We start from the raw sequence: 22,195 nt of genomic DNA, 5'->3' as shown, positions 1-22,195 counted from the left end.
CTGGGAGGACACCCGCATGGACCCCGCCGCTGACCGTCGCCGCCGTCGCCTCCTGATCGCCGTCATCGCTGGCGGTGTCGCACTTTTTCTCCTGGTTGGTGTCGGCGTGTACGGGCTGCTTCGCGGGCCCGGCTCCGACGCCGACACTCCTGACCCGGTGACCTCCACTGCACCGGGCACTCCCACACCCTCGAACGGCACGGGCAGCAAACCCGAGCCGTTGCCCGTGTCAACTGATCCGGAAGCCTTCGCCCAGAGCATCGCCACAGCCTTGTTCACCTGGAACACGACCGGCAGCGCGGGGCCGGCGGACTACGCGCAACCGATCCTGGATGCCGCCGACGAGGCGGAGGCGGACCTGCTCGCCTCGGACATACGCGGATATCTGCCGTCTCCGCCTGCGTGGGCGCAGCTCCGGCAGTACCAGACCCGCCAATGGCTGACCATCGACACCGCCGCCGTCCCCGAAGCGTGGGAAACCGCGGTCGAACAGGCCGCGCCGGGCCAGCTCCCCAAAGGGGCGACCGCGTACACGATCACCGGAGTCCGGCACCGTACCGGGACCTGGGATACCGACCCGGTGGAGTCTTCCGGGCCGGTGTCATTCACGGTGTTCATCGCTTGTAGTCCGGTGGCGCCGGAGTTCCGTGCGGGGCCTTGCCGGGTGCTGCGGCTGTCCCAGCTCGACAACCCTCTCCACTGAGCCGGAGGTTCGTGATGTTGAAGAAGGTCCTCGCTCTCGGCCTGGCGCTCGTCTTCCTCGGCCCCGCCGCCGCGCTGGTCGGGGTCGGGGCGTTGATGAACCCCGCCGGGATCTCCGCCTGTCTACCGGGGTCGCTCGCGTTGGGGCCGATCCCGGACTCGCTGACCGCGACCACCCGCGACGGCATCACCATCACCCTCGACAAAACCCAGCTCACCCACGCGGCCACGATCATCACCACCGCCGGACAGACCGACGGCGTCGGCGCACCGGGTGCGCGGATCGCGATCATGGCCGCCCTTACCGAGTCGTCCCTGCGGATGCTCGCCAATACCGGCACCTACCCCGAATCCGGGAATTACCCGAATGACGGTAACGGCTCCGACCACGACAGCCTGGGTTTGTTCCAGATGCGCCCACAATCCGGGTGGGGCACGGTCGCCGAACTCATGGACCCGCGGTATCAAGCCAAAGCTTTCTTCGGTGGGCCGACCGGCCCGAACTACCCGAGCCCGCGCGGCCTCCTCGACATCCCCGACTGGCAGAACCTCGACCCCGGCGAGGCCGCGCAGTCGGTCGAGGTTTCGGCGTTCCCTGACCGGTATCAGAACTATCAACCCGTCGCGGAGAAGATCCTCGCCACCCTCACCCGGCCCGCGCCTGGTCCAGGCGGCGGGAATCCGGGCGGTGCGCCGGTGGTGCCGGAGACGACCAGGATCGTGTTTCCTCTGCCGGAGGGGACGTGGACGAGGACGAGTCCGTGGGGGCCACGGATTGATCCGATCACTGGTGCGGCGTCCTTCCACGGCGGCAGTGACTTCGCCGCCGCGGGCAGGACCCCGATCTTCGCGGCGATGGATGGTGTCGTCGTCCATGCCGGCTACACGGATTCTGGGGGCGGGAACATCGTCATCGAGCACACCGTCCAAGGTGAGCGTGTGGCGTCGATGTACGTCCACATGTGGGAGAACGGGATCTTCGTCACCGAAGGGCAGACCGTCACCGCGGGCCAGCACATCGCTGACGTCGGCTCCTCCGGCCACTCCACCGGACCCCACCTGCATTTCCAGATCCACCCCGGCGGCCAAGGCCAGCCCACCGTGGACTCCGACATCTGGCTGACCGAGCATCACGCCGAAGGCATCACCGGCGGCGACACCGCATCCAAGACCTGCACCCCTATCTCGACCGAGAGCGATGGCACCCCATGAACGTGTTTCCCGACTTCGGCGGCGTCGGTGCCGCAGGCGACCTCCGCTCCGTCATCGGTGCCCTCCTCATGTTCGTCTTGGTGATCGCGGTACTCATGCTCATCGTCTCCGCGATCACCTGGGCCATCGCGTCCCCCAACGGCAACCACCATGTCGCCGCTAAAGCGAGGGCGGGCCTGTTCGTCTCCGTCGGCACCGCCGCACTGGCAGGGGCTGGCGTCGCGTGGCTGAACTTCCTCATCGACATCGGCAACACCCTCTAACCGTCTCTGTGCTCCGCCTGGGGCGTGCTGTGCACCTGACCGTCGAGAACTTCATCTCGCCACTGTCAAAGGGAGCACACTCGTGATCGACATCGACCCCAACGGAACCGGCCTTCCCGGTATCGAGCAACTGCGCACCATCGTCGGCGCAGTCATGACCATCGGCCTCATCCTCTCCGTCCTCGCCTTGATCATCTCGGCGATCATCTGGGGCTTCGGCTCCAACGGCTCGAACCCCCACCTCGCGTCCCGCGGGAAGACCGGCGTTCTGGTTTCTTGCGGGGCGGCGATCATCTGCGGTGCGGCCGTGACGCTCGTGAACTTCTTCTGGAACGTGGGCCAAGGCGTATGAACCCCCGCAACCACACTCCACGCGGGCGGAGGTGGGCCGGATGAGCGTCTGCGATGTCCCCGTCATCTCCACCGTCTGCGACGCCGTCGGCGAAGGAACCGCGTCCCTGATCGCAGCACCCTTCGACTGGCTCGCCCAAGCAATGGGACAAGCCGCATCCTGGCTGTTCGAAGCCGTCTGGTCGGTCTTCGATACCACGACCCTCGTCGATGTCACCGGCGCCGAATACATCGGCGTCTACAACATCCTCTTCGGCGTCGCGATCTTCGTCATGCTGGTGTTCTTCTGCCTCCAGCTCATCACTGGACTGATCCACCGCGACCCCACCGCCCTCACCCGCGCAGCCCTCGGCCTCGCCAAATCGGTGCTCGGATCGTTCGTCATCATCAGCCTCACCACCCTGCTGCTGGAGATCACCGACCAGCTCGCCGTCGGCATCGTGCAAGCCACCGGGAACACGATGGAAGGAATGGGCGACCGGATCGCCCTGCTGGCTGCCGGGTTCGCAACGATCAACATCGCAGGCCCCGGCGTCGGGGCGATCATCACGATTTTCCTCGCGGGACTCGCCATCAGCGCGGCGGCGATCGTGTGGTTCTCCCTCCTCATCCGCAAAGCCCTCCTCCTGGTCGCAATCGTCTTCGGACCCGTCGCCCTCGCGGGAGCGTCGTGGGATGCGACCAAGGGCTGGTTCGGGAAATGGGCGTCGTTCGTGATCGCCCTCATCCTGTCCAAGCTCGTCCTCGTCGTCATCTTCCTCGTCGCCATCGCCCAAGTCAGCGCACCCATCGACGCGGATCTCGCGTCGATCTCGGACCCGATAGCCGGGGTCGTGCTGATGTTCATCGCAGCATTCGCGCCCTACATCACCTACAAATTCATCAGCTTTGTGGGCTTCGACATGTACCACGCGATGAGCTCCGAACAAGAAGCGAAATCCGCGCTGAACCGTCCCGTCCCTGTGCCATCCAACCCGTCCCCTGATGGCGCGAAGAAGGTTCTCGACGGCGGCGGCGACAAGAACGGGTCCCCGCCACCAGATCCATCGCCCGGCGGTGGAGGCGGTACGCCTCCCGCGTCTCCAGGCGGAACGCCAGCCGCCGGGGCAGGCTCGAGTACCGCCACGACTGGTGGTGCATCAACCGCGGGAGCGAGCGGAAGCGCCGGGGCCGGCGCAAGCACTGCCGGTGCCGGCGCTGGTGCTGGTGCGGCTGCTGGGCCGGCAGGTCTCGCGATCGTTGCGGGCGCCGCAGTCGTCAAGGGTGCCGCCACCGCAGGGCCGAAGGCCGGCGGCATGGTCGGCGGTGCTGCCGAGAGCCAGGCCGGTGCCGCAAACGAACCCTCCTCGCCACCGCCCGCGCCATCGCAGACAGCACCCCCGACCTCGTCTCCGTCTGCCCCTCCAGCGAGTGCGCCTCCGACGGCTGCTTCACCATCAGGCTCGACGCCCCGGTCTGCCCCGCCACCGCCACCACCCTCTACGCCACCTACTGGGAAGGGCTGATCGTGTCTTCCACCAATCAGAGCGGGTACGCGCTGTCGCCGATGCAGTTCTCTCGCCTCACCCGCCGAGGCATCCTCCTCGGCCTGTCACTGCCGCAGCTCATCGTCCTCGGCATCGCCCTCCTCACCGTCGTCGCCGCCCTCTACACGTCCGGCGGCATGGGCCTGGCCTGGACCGCACCAGTGTGGGCAACAGCGGCATTGCTGGCAGCGATCCCCGCGGGCGGGCGGAAAGTGATCGAGTGGGCACCGATCCTCACCCGATGGATGTTCCGCACGTATCTCGGACAGCTCGTCTACCGCCGCAAGATCATCAAGCCACGCCCGGCAGGAACACTCGCCCTGCCAGGCGACGCGGCGTCACTGCGGGAGTGGGAGGACCCGGAGACGGGTGCCGCGATGATCCACGACCCCCACGCCCAGACCCTCACCGTCATCCTCGGGGTCTCCCACCCCGCGTTCGTGCTCCTCGATCCCGGCGAGCAGCAACGCCGGGTGTCCGGGTGGGGGCGGGTTCTTGCCGCGACGTGCCGGTCCGGGCGGATCGCTCGCATCCAGGTCACCGAACGCACCCTGCCAGATTCCGGGACCGGGCTTGCCGAGTGGTGGCGGCAGCACGGCACCGACGACGGCTCCTGGGCTGCGACGACCTACAAGGAACTCATCGACCGTGCCGGCCCTGCCGGGGAACGCCACGCGACCACGATCAGCCTCGCCCTGGATATGAAAGCTGCCGCCCGGCAGATCCGCACCGCAGGCGGCGGCGTCCGCGGTGCCGCCGCCGTGCTCCGGCAGGAGATGACGACCCTGACGGCTGCGTTGCGGGCGGCGGAGCTCACCGCCACGGGATGGCTCACACCAGGTGAAGTCGCTGTCGTTCTCCGGTCGGCCTACGACCCGGCCGCGGGCCCCGCGCTGGAACGCCACGGTGCGCTCGGGCGCGACCTCGCCACCGCCGGCCCCGTCGCCGTCACCGAAACCTGGGACCGCCTGCGCTCAGACTCCGCACACCATGCGGTGCTGTGGATCACCGAATGGCCCCGCTCACAGGTCTATCCCGGATTCCTCGCCCCGCTCGTCCTGTCCAACGGCATCCTGCGCACCTTGTCCCTGCACTACACGCCAGTGCGGGCGGATCAGGCCGCTCGGGATCTGCGGAAGAAGAAGACCGAGTTGATCAGTGATGCGAACCAGCGGCACCGCATCGGCCAGGTCGAGGACGCCACCGCGACCGCTGAATACGCCGATGTTCTCCAGCAAGAAGCCGACCTCACCGCAGGGCACGGCGTCCTGCGCGTCTCCGGCCTCATCAGCATCACCGCGTCGACTCCGGAAGACCTCGACGCCGCGGTCGCTGCGATCGAGCAGGCCGCGATCCAAGCCTCCTGCGAAACCCGGAAATTAGTCGGCCAGCAGGCCCAGGCGTTCACCGTGGCCGCGTTGCCGCTGTGCCGCGCGGTCTGACGCACCTTCCCGGCGACACCCATTTGTGAGGAGAAGAACATGCCAGATTTCGATGCCCCGTTCCCGGACGCAGTTGACGCCTACGCCGCGCTGCGGCGTCTCGCCCACGAGACCCGTACCATCACCACCCCAGCCCAGATGTATCCGATGCTCGGGGAACTCCTCGGCACAGTCCGCGCACTCCGCCAGGTACTCGATCAACTCGCAACCGCCAACGTGAACCACCGCGCCTACGCGCTCGACGACAACGGCAACCACCTCGCTGGCGCCCACTCGGCTCTGGCTGCTGCTGATGAGCTCGCCCAGGCCGTCACTGCCCTCGATCAGGTTCATGACCGGCTCGATCAGGCCTCCGGGCATTCGTCGCGCATCGCGTGGCGGACCGCCCCGCAACCTCACACCCCTGAAAACGTCCAAGCATCCATGCCTGAGCGGCGGTGGGTGAATGTGGTGTTCCTGCAAGGTGACGCCGCTGACGAGATCCTGGATCTCATCGCCAAAGACGGCACGGACGCGGCCATCAACGATCTGGCCGGGTGCGACTACGGGGACGAGACCACACAGGCCGCGCTGGAGAACGGGTACGTCTACGACGACGTGCCCGTCGGGGCGCTCGACAAAGTCGCCACCCAGGGCGCATACACCTTGACCTACAGCCCGTTCCTCGGGCATGTCTCTCTGAACCGAGAGCACCCGCCCGCCCCCGTAGGAGGCCCGATGGCTATGGCGGCGGGCGGTGCGGTCGCGAGGCAGCACGGGATATTACCGGTGCAAGCGAAGAAGCAGGACTGGTTCACCCGCCCACCCGGCGCATCATCCCCACGGTCGGGACGGGAGCTCGCGCTGTGACCGGTGACGAGGAGAAGCTGCACACCACGGTGCTCGTCGGCCCCGAAGGAGAACGCCGCAAGCACCGCAAAGCACGCCGGAAAGCCGCCACCGAAATCGAGGCCGACGCCCGCCGGACCCGGAAGAACGAGGCAAAGGCGACTTGGGAGGCCGAACGGGCCGCAGAACGAGCGACGACATATCTGCCTGCCGCCGGTGAACCCGGCCCGACAGCGTTGCGCACACCGGGCCGGTTCCGGCTCCCCAGGCATCAGGACACGTCCGCGACGCTGGCCGGGCAGTACCCGTTCCTCGCCGAAGCCGGCCTCGGCAGCCGCGGCGTATTCGTCGGGCAGGACCTCTACTCCGGCGGATCGTTCGTGTATGACCCGTGGGAGCTGTACCGGCAAGGCATCATCACCGCCCCCAACATCGTCCTCGCCGGCATCGTCGGCTCCGGCAAATCCTCCCTCGCCAAAAGCCTCTACACGCGCTCCCTCCCATTCGGACGGCGCGTGTACGTTCCCGGTGACCCGAAAGGCGAGCACACCGCCGTCGCGGAAGCCGTCGGTGGGAAGGCGATCGTTCTCGGCCACGGGATGACCGCCCGCCTCAACCCGCTCGATGAAGGACACCGACCCTCCGCGATCTCAGACCTGGAATGGGCCACACAAGTCGCAGCACGGCGTCGTGACCTCATCGGGGCACTCGCGGAGACCGTGCTGGACCGGGTGCTGACACCGTTGGAGCACACCGCGATCGACCTCGCCCTCACCGACACCGTCCGCACATCAGAAGTCCCGATCCTCCCAATGGTCGTCGACCGCATCCTCGCCCCTAACCCCGCCGACGACGCAGATGGCCGACTGACTGAGGACGGCCGGCTCGTCGGACACGCCCTCCGCCGTCTGGTCGCCGGCGACCTCCAAGGGCTCTTCGACGGCCCCTCCACTGTCCGGTTCGATCCCTCACTACCGATGGTGTCCCTCGACCTGTCCCGCGTTGCAGAGAACAGCACTCTGATCTCGGTGCTGATGACCTGCTCGTCGGCGTGGATGGAATCCGCCCTGTCCGACCCCAACGGCGGGCAGCGGTGGGTGATCTACGACGAAGCCTGGCGACTCATGGCCTACCCATCACTGCTCCGACGAATGGACGCGCAATGGCGACTATCCAGGCATTACGGGATCGCAAACATGCTGATCTTCCACAAACTCAGTGACCTCGACAACGTCGGCGACCAGGGCTCAGCCATGCGAGCCCTCGCCTCATCACTCCTCGCGAACGCCGAGACCAGGATCGTCTACCGACAGGAACCCGACCAACTCGGCGGAACCGCCACCGCGCTCGGACTCACCGGAACAGAGCAAAAGATCATCCCAACCCTCGGCACCGGGCAGGGATTGTGGCGGATCAAGGACCGCTCGTTCGTCGTGCAGCACCAGCTCCACCCCAACGAGCTCACGACGTTCGACACCACAACCCGCATGATCACAAAAAACCGCGAGTTCAGGAACCCCGACGTTCCTTCGGGAATCTCGAACGATCAGGAGGAATCCTGATGAACCGGCCCCGCTATAAGCGCACGCCCACCGAGACCGATCAGGTTCCGGTGGTGTTGCCGTCCGTCGTGATGGCTGTCTCCGAAGACGGCACCATGACCGTCTCTGTCGACGGTGAGCCCCACCTGCCGGAACCGTTCGCGCCACCCTGGAGACGCGAAGCATTCCCCACGATCCTCGACAGCTTGACCGGTGAACGGCGCACCCCGGTCAGGGTCGAGGTCCGCGAAGCGGACGGAACCGTGTTCACCGACATCGTCACCGCCACGAATAAACGCCGACCAGCGCCGGAACTGAAACTGTCTTCTGCTTCAGTACCGGCAGTCCCGGCGTTGGCCGAGTTGCAGATGGTTCAGGGTGAGGGGTTTGTTCCCGGTGAGGATGTCGCGGTCGCGGTGATCCTCACCCATAGCGACGCCGCCCACAACGGGACCGCCCGTGGACTCCTCACTCCGGAACAGGTCGCGTCGTCGCCGACTCGTGAGGTGATCTTGTTCGGCCGGATCTCCGGCACCCTCACGGTCGAGCGCCTGCCATGAGGACGCCGCGCTCGTCGGGGTCGTTCGGGGACGAGCTCACCAACATCCTCCTCGGAGGGCTCATCGCCGTCGCCGGCCTCGCTGCGCTCCTCCGAGGTGCGGGGTCTGTCGCAGCCTGGGTGACCGGAACGCCTCAACCCGCAGCAGGGATCGAGGCCGGCGTCGGGGTCTTCACCAACCCTGGCGACCCCGGCACTGTTCTCGGTGCGGAAGGACTCAACCCGGTCGCGTATTGGGCCAGCGTCATCGTTCTCCTCACACTGCTCGGCGTTGTCGGGTGGTGGGTGTGGCGAACCATCCGGGAACACGGACGCCGCACAAGAACAGACCCCTACCGGATCGTCGGAATCGCGACCCGCCCCGACGTCACCGCCGCCGCGTCAGAGAAAGCGCTACTGCGCCGTGCCGGACACCTGCGCCCCTCGCTCGAGAACCCCCAGGCCACCGATATCGGCTACCAGATCGGCACCTCACGCGGTGCAGGAGTGTGGGCGTCAGTGGAGGACTCGATCCTCCTCATCGGACCGCCCCGCTCCGGGAAAGGCGCCCACGTCGTGATCAACATGATCCTCGACGCACCCGGCGCAGTCGTCACCACTTCCACCCGCCCAGACAATCTGACCGCAACGCTTCGAGCGCGAGAGAAGATCGGGCCGGTGGCGGTGTTCGACCCGCAGCACCTCGCCGAAGGCGTCCCCGCCGGCCTCCGTTGGTCGCCTATCCGGGGATGTGAGGACCCCCTCACGGCGATGATCCGCGCTACCGGTCTCGCCGCAGGCACTGGCCTGTCCGCCGGCGGAGTAGAAGGTGGCGGGTTCTGGGAAGGGAAAACCCGCACGGCCCTGCAAGCTCTCCTGCACGCCGCAGCCCTCGATCACCGGACGCCCGCTGAGTTGTTCCGGTGGACCCTTGACCCTTCCACCGCCGCGGACGCCGTGGCGATCCTCACCGGGCACCCGAACGCGGCCACGGGATGGGCGGACTCGTTGCAGGCGATGATCGACTCCGACCCGAGAACCCGCGACTCCATCTGGCAAGGTGTCTCCCTGACCCTCGCCGCACTCGCAGACCCCCGCGTCCTCGACGCCGTATCCCCGAGAGAGGGTGAGGACTTCGACCCCGAAGCTTTCCTGAAAGCCAACGGCACCCTCTACCTCCTCGCGACCGGCGCCGGGGCAAACAACTCATCCGCGGCCGTCGCCGCGTTCGTGGAAGACCTCGTCGAAACGGCCCGGCGCATCGCCGCCCGCAGTGCTGGCGCGCGTCTCGACCCGCCGCTGCTTCTCGCCCTTGATGAGGTCGGGAACCTTGCCCCGCTGCCGTCGTTGCCGACCTTGATGGCAGAGGGAGGTGGCACCGGGATCACGACGATGCCCGTCCTTCAGTCGCTCGCGCAGGCACGGGAGAAGTGGTCCGAGAATGCGGCCGGTGCGATCTGGGATGCGTCCATCGTGAAGATCATCCTCGGCGGAGCCTCGAACTCGAAAGACCTCCACGACCTCACCACCCTCATCGGCGAACGCGACGAACTCACCGACTCCACCACCATCGGTGACCACGGCTCCCGATCCGCGCAACGCTCCATTCGCCGGGTTCCGATCATGCCCCCCGACACAATCCGCACCCTCCCATTCGGCACCGCCCTAGTAGTTCTCCGATCTGCACCACCGATCGTGACCCGGATGCGCACCTGGACGAACCGACGTGATTCAGACCAGCTCCGGACGGATCGCGCCGGGATCGAGAAGCTTCTGCAACGTCGCGCGTCGTAAACGGCGGTGCACCTGGCAGGTAGAGCGACCCCGTCCGGGGTTGCCGATGTCAGGAGGACAGATCGATGGCTATCCGCACGCAAGAGTCCCTCTCGGGGTTCATCGCATCCGATCCGCAACTCGCCCCAACTACCAAGGGCGACCCGAGGCTCTACGTCCGGGTCGGGCAGGAGCACTACCGGCACGAAGAGGACGGGTCGTTCACGCAGACCGAGACGACTTATCACCACCTGGTGATGTTCGGTCGGTCTGCGGAGCGAGCAGCGGAGCAGTTCGGGAAAGGTGACAACTTCGTCGCCGAGGGCTACACCCGGCACAGCGCCTACGAGAAGGACGGACAGAGCGTCGAGGGCGAGGAGTTCGTCGCGAAGAGGATCGGTCACGACAGTGCCCGCACTCGTTACGAAGTCGACCGGACTTCGCGCTCCGCCCCTGCTGTGACGGAGCAAAGGGACATTCCCGCCGAGTTCACCGCACCATCCACGGCCGCCCGTCCCGCGTCGAGTATCAGTCTCTGAACCGGGAGCTGTGATGAATGACGACGACGACGCCCGCCCCGTGCCTGACGAATCCGAACCGCCGCTGCCAGGTGACGATCCTGCCGATGCTTTCGGTGGACCGTTGATCCCGGAACCTCCGCATCCGGTCAACTGGAATCTGCTCACTGCCACCGAGGCGGAAGCTGAATGGCTGGAACTGAACAGGTGGATCGACTGGCTCCGCCACACCTATGGCCTCCCCGCCGGAGTTATTCCGCCGTTCTGGCACCGTCATCCTGAACTCGTGTGGGAACTATCGGCGCTGCACCTGCACTGGCTGTGCGCCTACGATCCGGAGCGGAGCGGGTCGGCGCCATTGGGCTGGCATCGGGATTTCGCCGACACACGCCAACGGCTGAGGGACTGGGTTACCGCTTCCGGAACACGTCTCGACCGCGACCGGCCCACCAGGCAAACGCCCTGGCCCGGCGAGCCTGCCGCGCCGGTCGAGGACATCATCATTGCTAACCGGGACGAGGACTTCGTCCAGTTCGTGCTCGATGACGTCGCCCGCCGCCGCAAGCAAGAGGACGACTTCTATGCGGGCCTGAACCCCGTTACCGGGGAACTGCCATGAGCGAGGGAGCCAGCGCCGCGACGGTGTCACCGCTCATGGACAGCCGTGAGATTGCGGCCTACCTGAAGGTCTCCGAGTCCACGCTCTCCCGGTGGAGGTCAGCTGGTCAGGGGCCTCCGTTCTTGCGGCTGGGAGGGATCGCCCGGTATCGGCTGGATGCGGTCGATGCGTGGCTGGCGCGGATGGAACACGATCATGCCGCGGAAGGCTGAGCCGCTCCCGACGGCTCAGCCGAAGCCGGTGCCGCCGATCGGGGTGAAGATCTCGACGGACCTGGAACGACGGTCGTACGGTATCCGTGCCCGTGCTCGGTGGACTGACCCGCTCAGTAAGCGCCGGATTATCCGTTCTGAGATCGTCGCTGACGAGGCCGCGGCGCATGAGTTCTTCGAGTCGCTGCGCCATTCCTCTGTGAAGGGCATGGATGTGTCCATGACCCTGACCGAGTTCGTCACCGCGATCGGTGACCGTTGGGCGCGCGGCCTCGATCCGACGTCGACTGGTGAGACCTATGAGTACGGGCTCAAGCTTCGTGTTTTGCCTGCACTCGGTCATATGCCGGTCACGCAGATCACTGCCGGTGCGATCGACCGCACGATCGATGCCTGGGAGAAACGCTATGGCGCGTCCACGATCAAGAACTCCATCGCCCCGCTTGTGCGGGTCCTCGACGAGGCAGTCCGCGACGGGATGCTGACGATCAACCCAGCGAAGAACCGCGCTAAGCGCAGTCTGAATCGCAATGCGTTCCGGGCCCAGCCCGCTGAGCAATCGTCTCCGCGCGCTCACGCGATCCCTGAGATGTCCACCCTGGTCACTCTGGCCGAAGCGTGCGGGAAGGTGCACCAGTCCTATTCGGACTTCGTCATGCTCGCCGCGCTCCTTGCGGCACGCTCTTCCGAGGTTTCCGGCCTCCAGGCCGGGGATGTGAACTTCGACAAGAACCTCGTCGTCATCGCCCGGCAGACCTTCCCTGGCAGAGGCGGGTTGATCACCAAGCAGACCAAGAGTCGCAAGGAACGTCGCGTCCCGATTTTAGATGCTCTCCGCCCCGTCCTGGAACGCCTCACCGACGGCAAGGAGCCCGAGGATCGGTTACTCGTCGGCCCGAAAGGCGGAGCGCTCACCACTGCAACCGTGCGGGACGCGACGAGCTGGGACACGATCGTCGCTGCTCTCGGACTACCCGACCTCACACGTCACGGGCTCCGTCACACCGGAGCAACCTGGATGGCCGACGCGGGAATCCCGTTGCACGTCCTTCAAGAGATCCTCGGCCACGCATCCGTCGACACCACCCGAGGCTATCTCCACCCTGATGACCGCCATCTCGCGTCGGCCGCTGAGCAGGCCAACGCGTTCCTTGCCAAGGCGACTGGTGCTGCCAGCAGCCCGAAGCGCAGAGGTCCATCGAGGTCTCTGTGATCGTCGCGGGGAGTGTTCTGGTCCCCTTTTGGTCCCCTTATCCACAGGCAGAGCCCGCTACAGGGTTCCGCTGTCCACCCGGCATCGGCGGCAGGGACGTTCAGGGGACCAGAGGGGGACCACAGAAAGTCGTCTCTAGATATGACAAAACCCTGATGAAAATCGCTTCTCATCAGGGTTTTTACGTCGGGCTGACAGGATTTGAACCTGCGACCCCCTGACCCCCAGTCAGGTGCGCTACCAAGCTGCGCTACAGCCCGTAATCCCACACCGAATCCGCTGAACGGATCCCGCAGAAGACAACTCGAATAGCTTACCGCGTCGAAAGGGGTGGGTGTGCGCACGGGTGTCCTGCCTGCCGGATGAAATGGCTGAGTTCTGAGATCGGGTTACGAGGTTTCGAGACGCCGCTTCGTTCCTCAGCGGCTCCTCAACCAGCGAGGATCTTGACAAACTCGACCAGCGAAGTGGGCGGGCGTAACGTCTTGTGTATGCCGGTTGGGACAGGATTCAGAGTGGTGTCGGTCTCTGACGTGCCGTGGGAAGACGTGCGCACGGCATTCGGAACGCGAGGCGACCCAGCGGGGTGCTGGTGCCAGTACTTCAAGATGCCGAACGCCGCATGGGAGACCGCAACTCGCGACGAGTGCGCTGGAATGCTCCGGCAACAGATCGAAGCGAACGAACCGGCACCCGGCGTCATCGCCTACGACGGCGACGAACCCGTCGGCTGGTGCGCCGTCGAACCCCGACCGAAATACAGCCGGCTCCAACGCCTCAAAGTCCTCAAAGGCAGCGACGAAGACCCAACCGATACATCCGTCTGGGCCGTCACCTGCTTCGTCGTTCGTGTGGGACACCGCCGCAAAGGCGTCGCCTCCGCGCTGCTCGATGGCGCGGTGCACCACGCGCGGGAGCACGGCGCCCGCGTGATCGAGGGGTATCCGGTCGACACGGGCGAGCGGGTGAAGGCGTCATCCGCGGAGCTGTACCACGGGACACTGTCGCTCTTTGAGCGCGCCGGGTTCGAGATAGCGTCGCGCCCCACGGATGCCCGTGCCGTTGTGCGGCTGGAAATGTGAGCATCGGCAGCCGTGAACAGAGGCTCGATTCTGTGGGGATGCCCTGCAGACTCATAGGAAACACATAGAAGGCATCCCTACGTTCGAGTGTGGTCCGGACAGGGCCACTCCCCCACGGAAGGACATCATGTCTTCGAACGCCTCAAGCCCACTCGCGAAAATCAACATCCCCCTTATCGTGCTGTGGCTGGCATCCGTCATCGTCGCCGTGCTCGGCTACCTCTGGATGACCTCCTCGAACTCCGGCCAGGCCGCCCTGTACACCTCGGGCGCCGCCGACTACGACAAGCTCTTCGTTGCTCAGTCCGGCAGCACCGTCGGCGGGCTCCTGATCGCCGTCGGCGTGCTCGGAGTGCTCCTCGCGCTGGCCGCCCAGGCCGCCAGCCGCAAGCAGGCCGTCGAGCCCGAGGTTGTTGTTTTCGATGATGTTGACGAGTTCGACGACGAGGACCTCATCGAGGCTCCTGTCGACGAGGTCGCCCTGACGGAGGAGACGGCAACCGACGAGGCGACGACGGATGCTGCAAAGCCGGCCGCCGAGGATGAGACCGTCACCGAGAACCAGACCATTCCAGAGGCTGAGCCCACCGAAACGCGCTAGATTGTTGCCCGCGAGTGCGGTCAGATGGTCGGTTCCAGCGAAACGAAGCGGCCATCTGACCGCACTCGCGACTCGATGTGCACTCGCGACTCGACGGGCGGGTGCGCCCTACTTGCGAGCGCGCTTCTCTCGCACGCGCATGCTGAGGTTGATCGGGCTGCCCTCGAAACCGTAGATCTCGCGGAGGCGTCGCTGGATGTAGCGACGGTAACCAGGGTCGAGGAATCCGGTGGTGAACACCACAAATGTCGGCGGCCGGCTTGACGCCTGCGTGCCGAACAGGATTCGCGGCTGCTTTCCACCGCGAACCGGGTGCGGATGCGCCGCCGTGAGCTCGGCCAGGAAAGCGTTGAACTTGCCCGTCGCAATGCGGGTGTCCCATGACTCCAGCGCCAACTCAAGCGCCGGCACCAGCTTCTCCATGTGCCGCCCGGTGCGCGCGGAGATGTTCACCCTCGGCGCCCACGCCACATGCGCCAGGTCCATCTCGATCTCGCGCTCCAGGTACCGGCGACGCTCGTCGTCGATCATGTCCCACTTATTGAACGCCAACACCAGCGCACGGCCGGACTCGAGCACCAGGTCGATGATGCGAATATCCTGCTCGCTGATCACCTCGGTGACGTCGATCAGAACGACCGCAACCTCGGCCTTCTCCAGCGCTGCGCTGGTACGCAGCGATGCGTAGAAGTCGGCGCCCTGCGCCAGGTGAACACGACGACGGATGCCGGCGGTGTCGACAAAACGCCACACCTTGCCACCCAGCTCGACCTGTTCGTCGACCGGGTCGCGAGTCGTGCCGGCGAGCTCGTTGACAACAACGCGCTCCTCCCCCACGACCTTGTTCAAGAGGCTCGACTTGCCCACGTTCGGCCGTCCGAGCAGCGCAACGCGCCGCGGCCCGCCGACTTCCTGCTTGGCGACAGTCGAGATCTCTGGCAGTTCGAGCAGAATCGCATCAAGCAGATCGGCAACACCACGACCGTGCAGTGCAGACACCGGCCACGGCTGGCCGAGGCCAAGCGACCACAGGCTCGCCGACTGCGGCTCCTGACGAATGTCGTCGACCTTGTTCGCCACCAGGAAGACGGGCTTGCCGCTCTTCCGCAGCATCCGTACGACGGCTTCGTCTGTTGAGGTCGGCCCGACATTCGAGTCGACAACGAACATCACCAGGTCGGAGAGGTCAATGGCCACCTCGGCCTGCGCGGCGACGGAAGCGTCGATGCCACGGGCATCCGGCTCCCAGCCACCGGTGTCGACGAGGCTGAACCGGCGCTCGTTCCACTCACCCTTGTAAGTGACACGGTCACGGGTCACTCCAGGAGTGTCTTCGACGACCGCTTCACGGCGACCCAGGATGCGGTTGACCAGCGCCGACTTGCCGACGTTCGGGCGCCCGACGATCGCGATGACCGGCAGCGCAGGCAGGTACTTGATGGCGTCGGGGTCTTCGGTGGCGGCCTCGAGCACGTCGAGGTCTTCCTCGTCGAGCTCGTAGTCGTCGAGTCCGCTGCGGAGGGCGGAGGCGCGCTGGTGCGCGAGGTCGTCATCGAGGTTGGCCAGGCGCGAAGCCAGCTCGGTGTCGAGCTGTGTGTCCAGCTCTGGCGCGTCGTTGAATTCATTGGTCATGGCGAGGTCCTCGCGGTACGTGTGGTGATGACCTCAGCGACCGTGTCTACGGTCTGCTCGAAGTCGAGATGGGTGGAGTCGACGGTGGTCACACCGTCTGCGGCGCTCATGAAATCGACAACCTGCGAGTCAGCCCGATCCCTCGATCGCAACTGCTCTGCCACAGTGTCAGCCGATTGGGTCGAAATTTCCAGAGAGCGCCTCGCCATTCTAGCCTCTTCAGACGCGGTAAGCAGGATCCGCACATCGGCGTCTGGCGCGACCACTGTTGTGATGTCCCTGCCCTCAATCACCATCCCGGGCCGATCGGTCGATCCCGCGATGGTGCGGAACAGCTCGGTGAGGTGGGAACGAACAGCAGGAACCCTCGCGATCGCGCTCACCACGGCCGTGACACGGGGCAGACGGATGGCGTCGGTCACGTCGATTTCGCCGACCCTGACGAAGTAGACGTCTGGGTCTGTTCCGATGCTGTAGTCGAATCCGTCGAGCGAGGCAGTGACGGCATCTGCGTCTTCCTGGTCGAACCCGCCCTCGACCACGCGCCAGGCGAGCGCGCGGTAGGCGGCACCGGTGTCGAGGAAGCCGAAGCCGAACCGCCGGGCGACCGCCTTGCTCACGCTGGACTTTCCGCTGCCGGCCGGCCCATCGATGGCGACAACGATCGGCACAGTGCGCTCAAGGGACTCATTCGGCATGGCGCTCAACCGGCAATCCGCCAGCCGCGGGCGGCCAGCTCTTCTGTGAGGCGTGCGACCGCCTCGGGGAGGACAGAGATCTCGACGAGCCCGAGTTCGGCTCCCGGTGAATGCTCGAGACGCAGGTCTTCGAGGTTCACCCCGAGCTCGCCGATCTCGTGGAGAAGCTTGGCGATCTGGCCCGGTGTGTCGTCGACCATGACCACCATCGATGCAAACCGTCGATCGTGCCCGTGTTTACCTGGCAACCGGGCTACTCCGGCGTTGCCACCGGCGATCTCCTCAGCCACCTTGCGCTCTGCACCTGGAGCGGTCGGGTCGGTGAGACTCTCAATGAAGCGGTCGAGGTCGTCGCGGTAAGCCAGAAGAATTTCGCGCACTGGATCGGAGTTCGCGCCGAGGATCTGCACCCACAGCTCCGGGTCGCTCGCCGCGATACGCGTCATATCGCGAAGTCCCTGCCCGGCGAGGTTGAGGGCGGAGCCAGGGGCATCCGTCAGCCGTCTCGCCAACAGCGTGGAGATGACCTGCGGCACGTGCGATACCAGGGCGACGCCGCGGTCGTGCTCCTCTGGTGTCATTTCGACGAGGGTGGCACCGAGGTCGAGGATGAGGTCGTCGACGGCGTTGGCGCGCTGGTAACTGATGCCGTCGTGCGCGGCGACCACCCACGGGCGGCCGAGGAAGAGGTCGGCGCGGCCGGCCAACGGCCCGCCGCGTTCCTTGCCCGCCATCGGGTGAGATCCGATGTAGCGGGAGATGTCGGCGCCGCGGGCGCGCAACTCCTGCAGCGGGGCCAGCTTGACGCTGGCGACATCCGTCACGATCGCGTCTGGGTAGGCCTCGAGCTCGCGCGCGACGACGTCGGCGGTCACATCGGGCGGCACACAGACCACGATCAGCTGCGGTGCGTCGTGCGGTCCGGCTGCGCGGCCCGCGCCGTAATCGATGGCGATGCGAAGGTGCGTCGGCGACGCATCGGCAAGAACAACCTCGATGCCGCGCGCAGACAAACCCAGCCCGATGCTGCTCCCGAGCAGGCCGACACCGACGATGCGCACCGGTCCGACCAGTCGACTCTCGACCACGTGCGCTCTCCTGACTGTTGCTTTCGGCCGGCCTGCCGGTTACTTCGGCGGTTCTGCCCTGGCTGCGTCCGACCGAGAGACCGTGAGCAGCTGGCCGAGTTCCACTTTAGTCAACTCGCGCACGGCACCCGATTTGAGCGTGCCAAGGTGCAGCGGGCCGAACTGGCGCCGCACCAGATCGATGACGGGGTGGCCGACGGCATCGAGCATGCGTCGGACGATTCGGTTGCGGCCGGAGTGCAGGGTCAACTCCACCAGGCTCGCGCCCTCGCCTGGAGGGCTGGTGAGAATGCGCGCCTTGTCGGCTGCGATCGGCCCGTCTTCGAGCTCGATGCCGCTCTGCAACCGGCCGATGGTCTGCGCTGAGACGCGCCCCTCGACCTTGGCGATGTAGGTCTTCGACACCCCGAAAGACGGATGCGCAAGCACGTGCGCCAGGTCGCCGTCGTTGGTGAGCACCAGCAGCCCGCTGGTCATGGCATCGAGCCGGCCGACATTGAACAGCCGCTCCTCGAACGTGTCGGTGAACTCGCGGAGGTCAGGGCGGCCGCTCTCGTCCTGCATCGACGAGACAACACCGACCGGCTTGTTCAGCATCAGGTAGCGACGGCTGGTGTCCAGCTGCACTGCAACATTGTCGACCGCGATCTCGTCGGTCTCCGGGTGGATGCGCCTACCGAGCTCTGTGACGACCTTCCCATTCACTCGCACACGCCCTGCGGCGATCAGTTCCTCAGAACCACGGCGGGAGGCAACACCCGCAGACGCCATCACCTTCTGCAGACGGATGCCGTCTGCCGCCGCATCGCTCGGGGCAATGCCGGCGTCGATGTCACTGTCGATGTCTCTGTCGTCTGTCATCGTAGATCCTCAAATCCTTCTGCGCCGTCTGCGAGCAGCGGCGAAATATGGGGCAATTCGTCGAGCGAATTGATCCCGAGCTGCGTGAGCAGCACGTCGGTGGTGGCGTAGTTGATGGCGCCGGTCTCGCTGTCGGTGAACGCCTCGGTGATCAGACCGCGGCCGAGCAGGGTGCGCACGACCGAATCGACGTTGACCGCCCTGATCGAGGCTATCGCGCCGCGGCTGATCGGTTGCTTGTAGGCGATCACGGCGAGGGTTTCGAGAGCCGCCTGCGACAGCCGGCTGGGGTTCTGCGTGAGCACGAAGTCGGCGACGATCGGGTCGTAGTCCTCGCGCACGTAGATGCGCCAGCCGCCGGCCACCTCGCGCAACTCGAAGCCTCGCTGAATGGAACCTGTTGCTTCGCCGTCGTAGTCGGCGACGAGCCTAGCGACGGCGGAGCGCACATCCTTCAGCGGACGATCGAGTGCCGTGGCGAGGTGGATCAGGCTCTGCGGCTCGTCTGCCACGATGAGAATCGCCTCGAGTGCCCGGTCGATGTCAACGCCAGGGCCGAGACGGGCCGCGGCCGAATCGGCCGGCGTTGGCGCAGCATCCGTCGCCTCGACCGTCGTGTCGTCTGTGGTGCCGTCTGTGGTGCCGTCTGTCGCATCGGTGAGGGAGTCGTCAGTTGACGCTTCGTCAGTTGTCATAGTCGGCTCCGAGGTTGGCGAGGTTCTCTTCTGACCAGGACTCTGCGCTCCAGCGCAGGGTGAGCTCGCCGAGCGGTTCGAGCTGGTCGAAGGAGATGGCGGAACGGCGGTACAGCTCGAGCACCGCAAGGAAGCGGGCGACCACAACGCCCCTCTGGTCGATGCCGACGATGAGCTGGCGGAACGAGACCGGCTCGCCGGAACGCAGCACAGCCACGACGTGGGCAGCCTGCTCACGGATGCTGACCAGCGGCACATGCAGGTGGTCGAGTCCGACGCTCGGAATCTCACGCGGAGTGAAGGCCAGCGCGGCGAGTGCGGCGAAGTCGTCAAGCGAGAGCGTCCAGACCAGATCGGGCGTCTGTTTGCGGTATTTCTCCTCCAGGCGCACCGACCGCACATTCCTGGTCGACTCTGCGTCGAGGCGTCGCTGAAACCAGGTCGAGGCTTCCTTGAACGCGCGGTACTGCAACAGGCGGGCGAACAGCAGGTCGCGGGCTTCGAGCAGGGCGACGTCTTCGGCGTCGACCAGCTCACCCTGGGGCAGCAGACCGGCAACTTTGAGATCGAGAAGGGTGGCGGCGACCACCAGGAATTCCGTGGCCTGATCGAGTTCCTCGGCGGAGTCGAGGCCCCGCAGATATCCGATGAACTCGTCGGTGACGCGGCTCAGCGTGATCTCGGTGATGTCGAGTTCGTGCTTGCCGATCAGCGACAGGAGCAGGTCGAACGGTCCCTCGAAGTTGCCGAGGTTGACCGAGAAGCCGGTCGCAGCGGGCGTGGCGGATTCCGCGAGCTGGTCGATACCGGCCGCGCTAGGCGACAGCGCCACGGACGATCATCTCTCGGGCCACCTGACGGTAGGCCTTCGATGCTGCATGTTCGGGGGCGAAATCGGTGATCGGAACACCCGCCACACTCGCATCCGGAAATTTGACTGTGCGACCGATAACGGTCTCGAGAACGCTGTCTCCGAAGGCATCGACGACGCGCTCGAGCACCTCGCGCGAGTGCAGGGTGCGGGAGTCGTACATGGTGGCCAGGATGCCGTCCAGCTCGATGGCCGGATTGAGGCGGTCGCGCACCTTGTCGATGGTCTCGATGAGGAGGGCAACTCCGCGCAGGGCGAAGAATTCGCACTCCAGCGGGATGAGCACGCCGTGACTGGCGGTGAGCGCATTGACGGTGAGGATGCCGAGTGACGGCTGGCAATCGATCAGGATGACGTCGTAGTCGGCCGACACCTTGCGCAGCACCCTCGCCAGGATCTGCTCCCTGGCGACCTCGTTGACCAGGTGCACCTCGGCTGCGGAGAGGTCGATGTTCGCCGGAATGATGTCGAGTCCATCGACCGCAGTCTTCTGGATGGCATCGAGCGGGTCTTTCGACCCGCTCAGCAGCAGGTCGTAGATCGTGGTGACCTCATGCGTCGGCACGCCAAGGCCGGCGGAGAGGGCACCCTGCGGGTCGAAGTCGACCGCGAGCACACGGCGGCCGTAGCCCGCGAGGGCGGCACCAAGGTTGATCGTGGTGGTGGTTTTGCCCACCCCGCCCTTCTGGTTGCACAGCGAGATGATTCGGGCGGGGCCGTGGCTCTTGAGAGGTTTGGGTTCGGCGAATTCCTGCTTCGGTCTTCCGGTCGGCCCGACAATCGGCTCATCGAGGCCGGGGAGCCGGTCATCCTGCTTTCGCGTCACTGAGATGTCCTCGATCCGTCCTGCACCCATCACTTGGTCGATTGTAGCGAGCCGAAGCCGAGTGAATGGTGCGCACCGCCGCGACCGGCGGCATCCGTTCGCTGTCGCCGACGCCGTTCACGTGGTGAGAGTCACAGTCGTCAGCGGGCGCGCGGATGCGCGGTGGTGTACATGTCGCGCAGGGTGTCGGCCGTGACGAGCGTGTAGATCTGCGTGGTCGCCACCGAGGAATGGCCGAGCAGTTCCTGCACCACCCGTACATCCGCTCCCCCGGCCAGCAGATGGGTGGCGAAGGAGTGACGCAGCGTGTGCGGCGAAACCTCCACCTCCAGCCCGGCCCGTTCGGCCGCTGCACGGATGATCAGCCACGCGTTCTGCCTGCTCACCCGCTGGCCACGGAGCCCGAGGAACAGCGCAGGGGTGGCCTTGCCGCGCTTCGACAGTTCCGGCCGTGCACGAACGAGGTAGATGTCGAGAGCAGCGCGCGCGAAACTCCCGACCGGAACGATGCGTTGTTTGTCGCCCTTTCCGGTCAGCCGCACGACCTCCTCATCGAGGATGTCGTCGACGTTGAGGTTCACCACCTCAGAGACCCGCGCCCCTGTCGCGTAGAGCAGCTCGAGCAGTGCCTTGTCACGCTGCTGCTGGATTCCGTCGCCGTCTGTCGCCGCCAGCAGCGCATTCACCTGTTCGATCGAGATCGCCTTCGGCAGCCTCGAACCGAGTTTCGGCGGTTTGCTGTCGTGCGCGACATCCGTTTCGACCACAGACTCGTCGAGCATGAACCGGTGAAGCCCGCGCACACTCGAGAGGATACGCGCGATCGACGCGGCGGTCAGCGGCGACTCCTCACGGGTAGCGAGGTGCCGCACGAACTCCGACACGTGTCCGCTATCGATGGCCGTCGGGTCCGTGATCTGCTGCTCTCCCAGCCAGGCAGCGTACAGCGCGAGGTCGCGGCGATACGCCGCGACCGTGTTCGCCGACAGCCCCCGCTCGATCGTGACGTGACGCAGGTAGGTGTGCACCGCCGTCGCAACCGTCATGAGCACCTCCCCGTCAGAACGCTCACCGCACGGCGCACTCTGTCGCTCCTCACGCGT

At 66.0% G+C, this 22,195-nt stretch carries 24 protein-coding genes and 1 tRNA gene; 16 read left to right on the top strand and 9 right to left on the bottom strand.

What is annotated here, in order from left to right; translation table 11 throughout:
- Positions 1-16 precede the first annotated feature (16 nt).
- From K323_RS0102340 to K323_RS0102275, 14 genes are all read left to right on the top strand, one after another.
- Positions 17-703 (top strand): hypothetical protein, encoded by a 687-nt coding sequence (locus K323_RS0102340; RefSeq protein ID WP_022883679.1) that lies wholly within the window; start codon positions 17-19, stop codon positions 701-703.
- Positions 704-717: 14 nt separating this feature from the next.
- Positions 718-1,914, top strand: a complete 1,197-nt coding sequence (locus K323_RS23825) for a M23 family metallopeptidase (RefSeq protein ID WP_022883678.1) — start codon at positions 718-720, stop codon at positions 1,912-1,914.
- On the top strand, positions 1,911-2,177 hold the full coding sequence (locus tag K323_RS0102330; RefSeq protein ID WP_022883677.1) for a DUF6112 family protein: 267 nt from the start codon (positions 1,911-1,913) through the stop codon (positions 2,175-2,177). Before K323_RS23825 ends, K323_RS0102330 begins: the two co-directional genes overlap by 4 nt.
- Positions 2,178-2,259: 82 nt before the next feature.
- On the top strand, positions 2,260-2,529 hold the full coding sequence (locus tag K323_RS0102325) for a DUF6112 family protein (protein WP_022883676.1): 270 nt from the start codon (positions 2,260-2,262) through the stop codon (positions 2,527-2,529).
- Between the two features lie 40 nt (positions 2,530-2,569).
- On the top strand, positions 2,570-4,033 hold the full coding sequence (locus K323_RS0102320) for a TrbL/VirB6 family protein (protein WP_022883675.1): 1,464 nt from the start codon (positions 2,570-2,572) through the stop codon (positions 4,031-4,033).
- Positions 4,034-4,074: 41 nt separating this feature from the next.
- Positions 4,075-5,496, top strand: coding sequence for an SCO6880 family protein (locus tag K323_RS0102315; RefSeq protein WP_157509336.1), 1,422 nt, complete (start codon positions 4,075-4,077; stop codon positions 5,494-5,496).
- 39 nt (positions 5,497-5,535) lie between these two features.
- Positions 5,536-6,345: a hypothetical protein gene (locus K323_RS0102310; RefSeq protein ID WP_022883673.1), complete on the top strand. Its 810-nt coding sequence runs from the start codon at positions 5,536-5,538 to the stop codon at positions 6,343-6,345.
- On the top strand, positions 6,342-7,886 hold the full coding sequence (locus tag K323_RS0102305; RefSeq protein WP_022883672.1) for an ATP-binding protein: 1,545 nt from the start codon (positions 6,342-6,344) through the stop codon (positions 7,884-7,886). Before K323_RS0102310 ends, K323_RS0102305 begins: the two co-directional genes overlap by 4 nt.
- Complete coding sequence (locus K323_RS0102300) at positions 7,886-8,425, top strand: hypothetical protein (RefSeq protein ID WP_022883671.1); 540 nt, start codon at positions 7,886-7,888, stop codon at positions 8,423-8,425. The genes K323_RS0102305 and K323_RS0102300 overlap by 1 nt, the downstream gene beginning before the upstream one ends.
- Positions 8,422-10,197: a TraM recognition domain-containing protein gene (locus tag K323_RS0102295; RefSeq protein ID WP_022883670.1), complete on the top strand. Its 1,776-nt coding sequence runs from the start codon at positions 8,422-8,424 to the stop codon at positions 10,195-10,197. Before K323_RS0102300 ends, K323_RS0102295 begins: the two co-directional genes overlap by 4 nt.
- A 65-nt stretch (positions 10,198-10,262) precedes the next feature.
- Positions 10,263-10,715, top strand: a complete 453-nt coding sequence (locus tag K323_RS0102290; RefSeq protein ID WP_022883669.1) for a single-stranded DNA-binding protein — start codon at positions 10,263-10,265, stop codon at positions 10,713-10,715.
- 13 nt (positions 10,716-10,728) lie between these two features.
- Positions 10,729-11,313, top strand: a complete 585-nt coding sequence (locus K323_RS0102285) for a hypothetical protein (RefSeq protein WP_022883668.1) — start codon at positions 10,729-10,731, stop codon at positions 11,311-11,313.
- A complete protein-coding gene (locus tag K323_RS0102280; RefSeq protein ID WP_022883667.1) occupies positions 11,310-11,525 on the top strand; it encodes a helix-turn-helix transcriptional regulator in 216 nt (71 codons plus the stop codon). The genes K323_RS0102285 and K323_RS0102280 overlap by 4 nt, the downstream gene beginning before the upstream one ends.
- The gene (locus K323_RS0102275; RefSeq protein WP_022883666.1) at positions 11,509-12,738 is read left to right on the top strand and encodes a tyrosine-type recombinase/integrase; all 1,230 of its coding nucleotides are present in this window, start codon (positions 11,509-11,511) and stop codon (positions 12,736-12,738) included. The genes K323_RS0102280 and K323_RS0102275 overlap by 17 nt, the downstream gene beginning before the upstream one ends.
- Positions 12,739-12,924: 186 nt before the next feature.
- Here K323_RS0102275 and K323_RS0102270 read toward each other — a convergent pair.
- Positions 12,925-12,998: transfer RNA gene (locus K323_RS0102270), tRNA-Pro, on the bottom strand.
- 258 nt (positions 12,999-13,256) lie between these two features.
- On the opposite strand from K323_RS0102270, the gene K323_RS0102265 reads away from it, so the two are divergent.
- Both K323_RS0102265 and K323_RS0102260 read left to right on the top strand, forming a co-directional pair.
- Positions 13,257-13,820, top strand: a complete 564-nt coding sequence (locus tag K323_RS0102265) for a GNAT family N-acetyltransferase (RefSeq protein WP_245570903.1) — start codon at positions 13,257-13,259, stop codon at positions 13,818-13,820.
- A gap of 127 nt (positions 13,821-13,947) precedes the next feature.
- Entirely contained in the window at positions 13,948-14,421 is a 474-nt protein-coding gene (locus tag K323_RS0102260) for a hypothetical protein (RefSeq protein WP_022883664.1), read from the top strand.
- 108 nt (positions 14,422-14,529) lie between these two features.
- On the opposite strand, the gene der is transcribed toward K323_RS0102260, so the two are convergent.
- The 8 genes from der to xerD form a co-directional block, all read right to left on the bottom strand.
- Entirely contained in the window at positions 14,530-16,053 is a 1,524-nt protein-coding gene (gene der, locus K323_RS0102255) for a ribosome biogenesis GTPase Der (RefSeq protein ID WP_022883663.1), read from the bottom strand.
- Entirely contained in the window at positions 16,050-16,751 is a 702-nt protein-coding gene (gene cmk / locus K323_RS0102250; RefSeq protein ID WP_022883662.1) for a (d)CMP kinase, read from the bottom strand. The genes der and cmk overlap by 4 nt, the downstream gene beginning before the upstream one ends.
- Before the next feature lie 5 nt (positions 16,752-16,756).
- Positions 16,757-17,839: a prephenate dehydrogenase gene (locus K323_RS0102245; protein WP_022883661.1), complete on the bottom strand. Its 1,083-nt coding sequence runs from the start codon at positions 17,837-17,839 to the stop codon at positions 16,757-16,759.
- Positions 17,840-17,878: 39 nt separating this feature from the next.
- Positions 17,879-18,700, bottom strand: coding sequence for a pseudouridine synthase (locus K323_RS0102240; protein WP_022883660.1), 822 nt, complete (start codon positions 18,698-18,700; stop codon positions 17,879-17,881).
- Entirely contained in the window at positions 18,697-19,395 is a 699-nt protein-coding gene (gene scpB, locus K323_RS23820; RefSeq protein WP_022883659.1) for an SMC-Scp complex subunit ScpB, read from the bottom strand. Before scpB ends, K323_RS0102240 begins: the two co-directional genes overlap by 4 nt.
- On the bottom strand, positions 19,385-20,227 hold the full coding sequence (locus tag K323_RS0102230) for a segregation and condensation protein A (protein WP_022883658.1): 843 nt from the start codon (positions 20,225-20,227) through the stop codon (positions 19,385-19,387). Before K323_RS0102230 ends, scpB begins: the two co-directional genes overlap by 11 nt.
- The gene (locus K323_RS0102225) at positions 20,211-21,092 is read right to left on the bottom strand and encodes a ParA family protein (RefSeq protein WP_026851128.1); all 882 of its coding nucleotides are present in this window, start codon (positions 21,090-21,092) and stop codon (positions 20,211-20,213) included. The genes K323_RS0102230 and K323_RS0102225 overlap by 17 nt, the downstream gene beginning before the upstream one ends.
- A 140-nt stretch (positions 21,093-21,232) precedes the next feature.
- Positions 21,233-22,138, bottom strand: a complete 906-nt coding sequence (gene xerD, locus K323_RS0102220) for a site-specific tyrosine recombinase XerD (protein WP_022883656.1) — start codon at positions 22,136-22,138, stop codon at positions 21,233-21,235.
- Positions 22,139-22,195 lie beyond the last annotated feature (57 nt).

Origin of the sequence: Glaciibacter superstes DSM 21135, from assembly GCF_000421145.1 — a bacterium.
GTDB classification, from domain to species: Bacteria; Actinomycetota; Actinomycetes; order Actinomycetales; family Microbacteriaceae; genus Cryobacterium; species Cryobacterium superstes.
Note: the sequence above shows the minus strand (reverse complement) of the source record. Positions and strands in the feature narration are given on the sequence as shown.

Bases quoted from the DNA above. Each gene is read 5' to 3' on its own strand.
- K323_RS0102280 (WP_022883667.1), top strand. From the start codon at position 11,310: ATGAGCGAGGGAGCCAGCGCCGCGACGGTGTCACCGCTCATGGACAGC.
- cmk (WP_022883662.1), bottom strand. From the start codon at position 16,751: ATGCCGAATGAGTCCCTTGAGCGCACTGTGCCGATCGTTGTCGCCATC.
- K323_RS23825 (WP_022883678.1), top strand. From the start codon at position 718: ATGTTGAAGAAGGTCCTCGCTCTCGGCCTGGCGCTCGTCTTCCTCGGC.
- K323_RS0102275 (WP_022883666.1), top strand. From the start codon at position 11,509: ATGCCGCGGAAGGCTGAGCCGCTCCCGACGGCTCAGCCGAAGCCGGTG.
- K323_RS0102290 (WP_022883669.1), top strand. From the start codon at position 10,263: ATGGCTATCCGCACGCAAGAGTCCCTCTCGGGGTTCATCGCATCCGAT.
- scpB (WP_022883659.1), bottom strand. From the start codon at position 19,395: ATGACAACTGACGAAGCGTCAACTGACGACTCCCTCACCGATGCGACA.
- K323_RS0102260 (WP_022883664.1), top strand. From the start codon at position 13,948: ATGTCTTCGAACGCCTCAAGCCCACTCGCGAAAATCAACATCCCCCTT.
- K323_RS0102320 (WP_022883675.1), top strand. From the start codon at position 2,570: ATGAGCGTCTGCGATGTCCCCGTCATCTCCACCGTCTGCGACGCCGTC.
- K323_RS0102340 (WP_022883679.1), top strand. From the start codon at position 17: ATGGACCCCGCCGCTGACCGTCGCCGCCGTCGCCTCCTGATCGCCGTC.
- K323_RS0102240 (WP_022883660.1), bottom strand. From the start codon at position 18,700: ATGACAGACGACAGAGACATCGACAGTGACATCGACGCCGGCATTGCC.
- der (WP_022883663.1), bottom strand. From the start codon at position 16,053: ATGACCAATGAATTCAACGACGCGCCAGAGCTGGACACACAGCTCGAC.
- K323_RS0102285 (WP_022883668.1), top strand. From the start codon at position 10,729: ATGAATGACGACGACGACGCCCGCCCCGTGCCTGACGAATCCGAACCG.
- K323_RS0102330 (WP_022883677.1), top strand. From the start codon at position 1,911: ATGAACGTGTTTCCCGACTTCGGCGGCGTCGGTGCCGCAGGCGACCTC.
- K323_RS0102295 (WP_022883670.1), top strand. From the start codon at position 8,422: ATGAGGACGCCGCGCTCGTCGGGGTCGTTCGGGGACGAGCTCACCAAC.
- xerD (WP_022883656.1), bottom strand. From the start codon at position 22,138: ATGACGGTTGCGACGGCGGTGCACACCTACCTGCGTCACGTCACGATC.
- K323_RS0102315 (WP_157509336.1), top strand. From the start codon at position 4,075: ATGCAGTTCTCTCGCCTCACCCGCCGAGGCATCCTCCTCGGCCTGTCA.
- K323_RS0102310 (WP_022883673.1), top strand. From the start codon at position 5,536: ATGCCAGATTTCGATGCCCCGTTCCCGGACGCAGTTGACGCCTACGCC.
- K323_RS0102300 (WP_022883671.1), top strand. From the start codon at position 7,886: ATGAACCGGCCCCGCTATAAGCGCACGCCCACCGAGACCGATCAGGTT.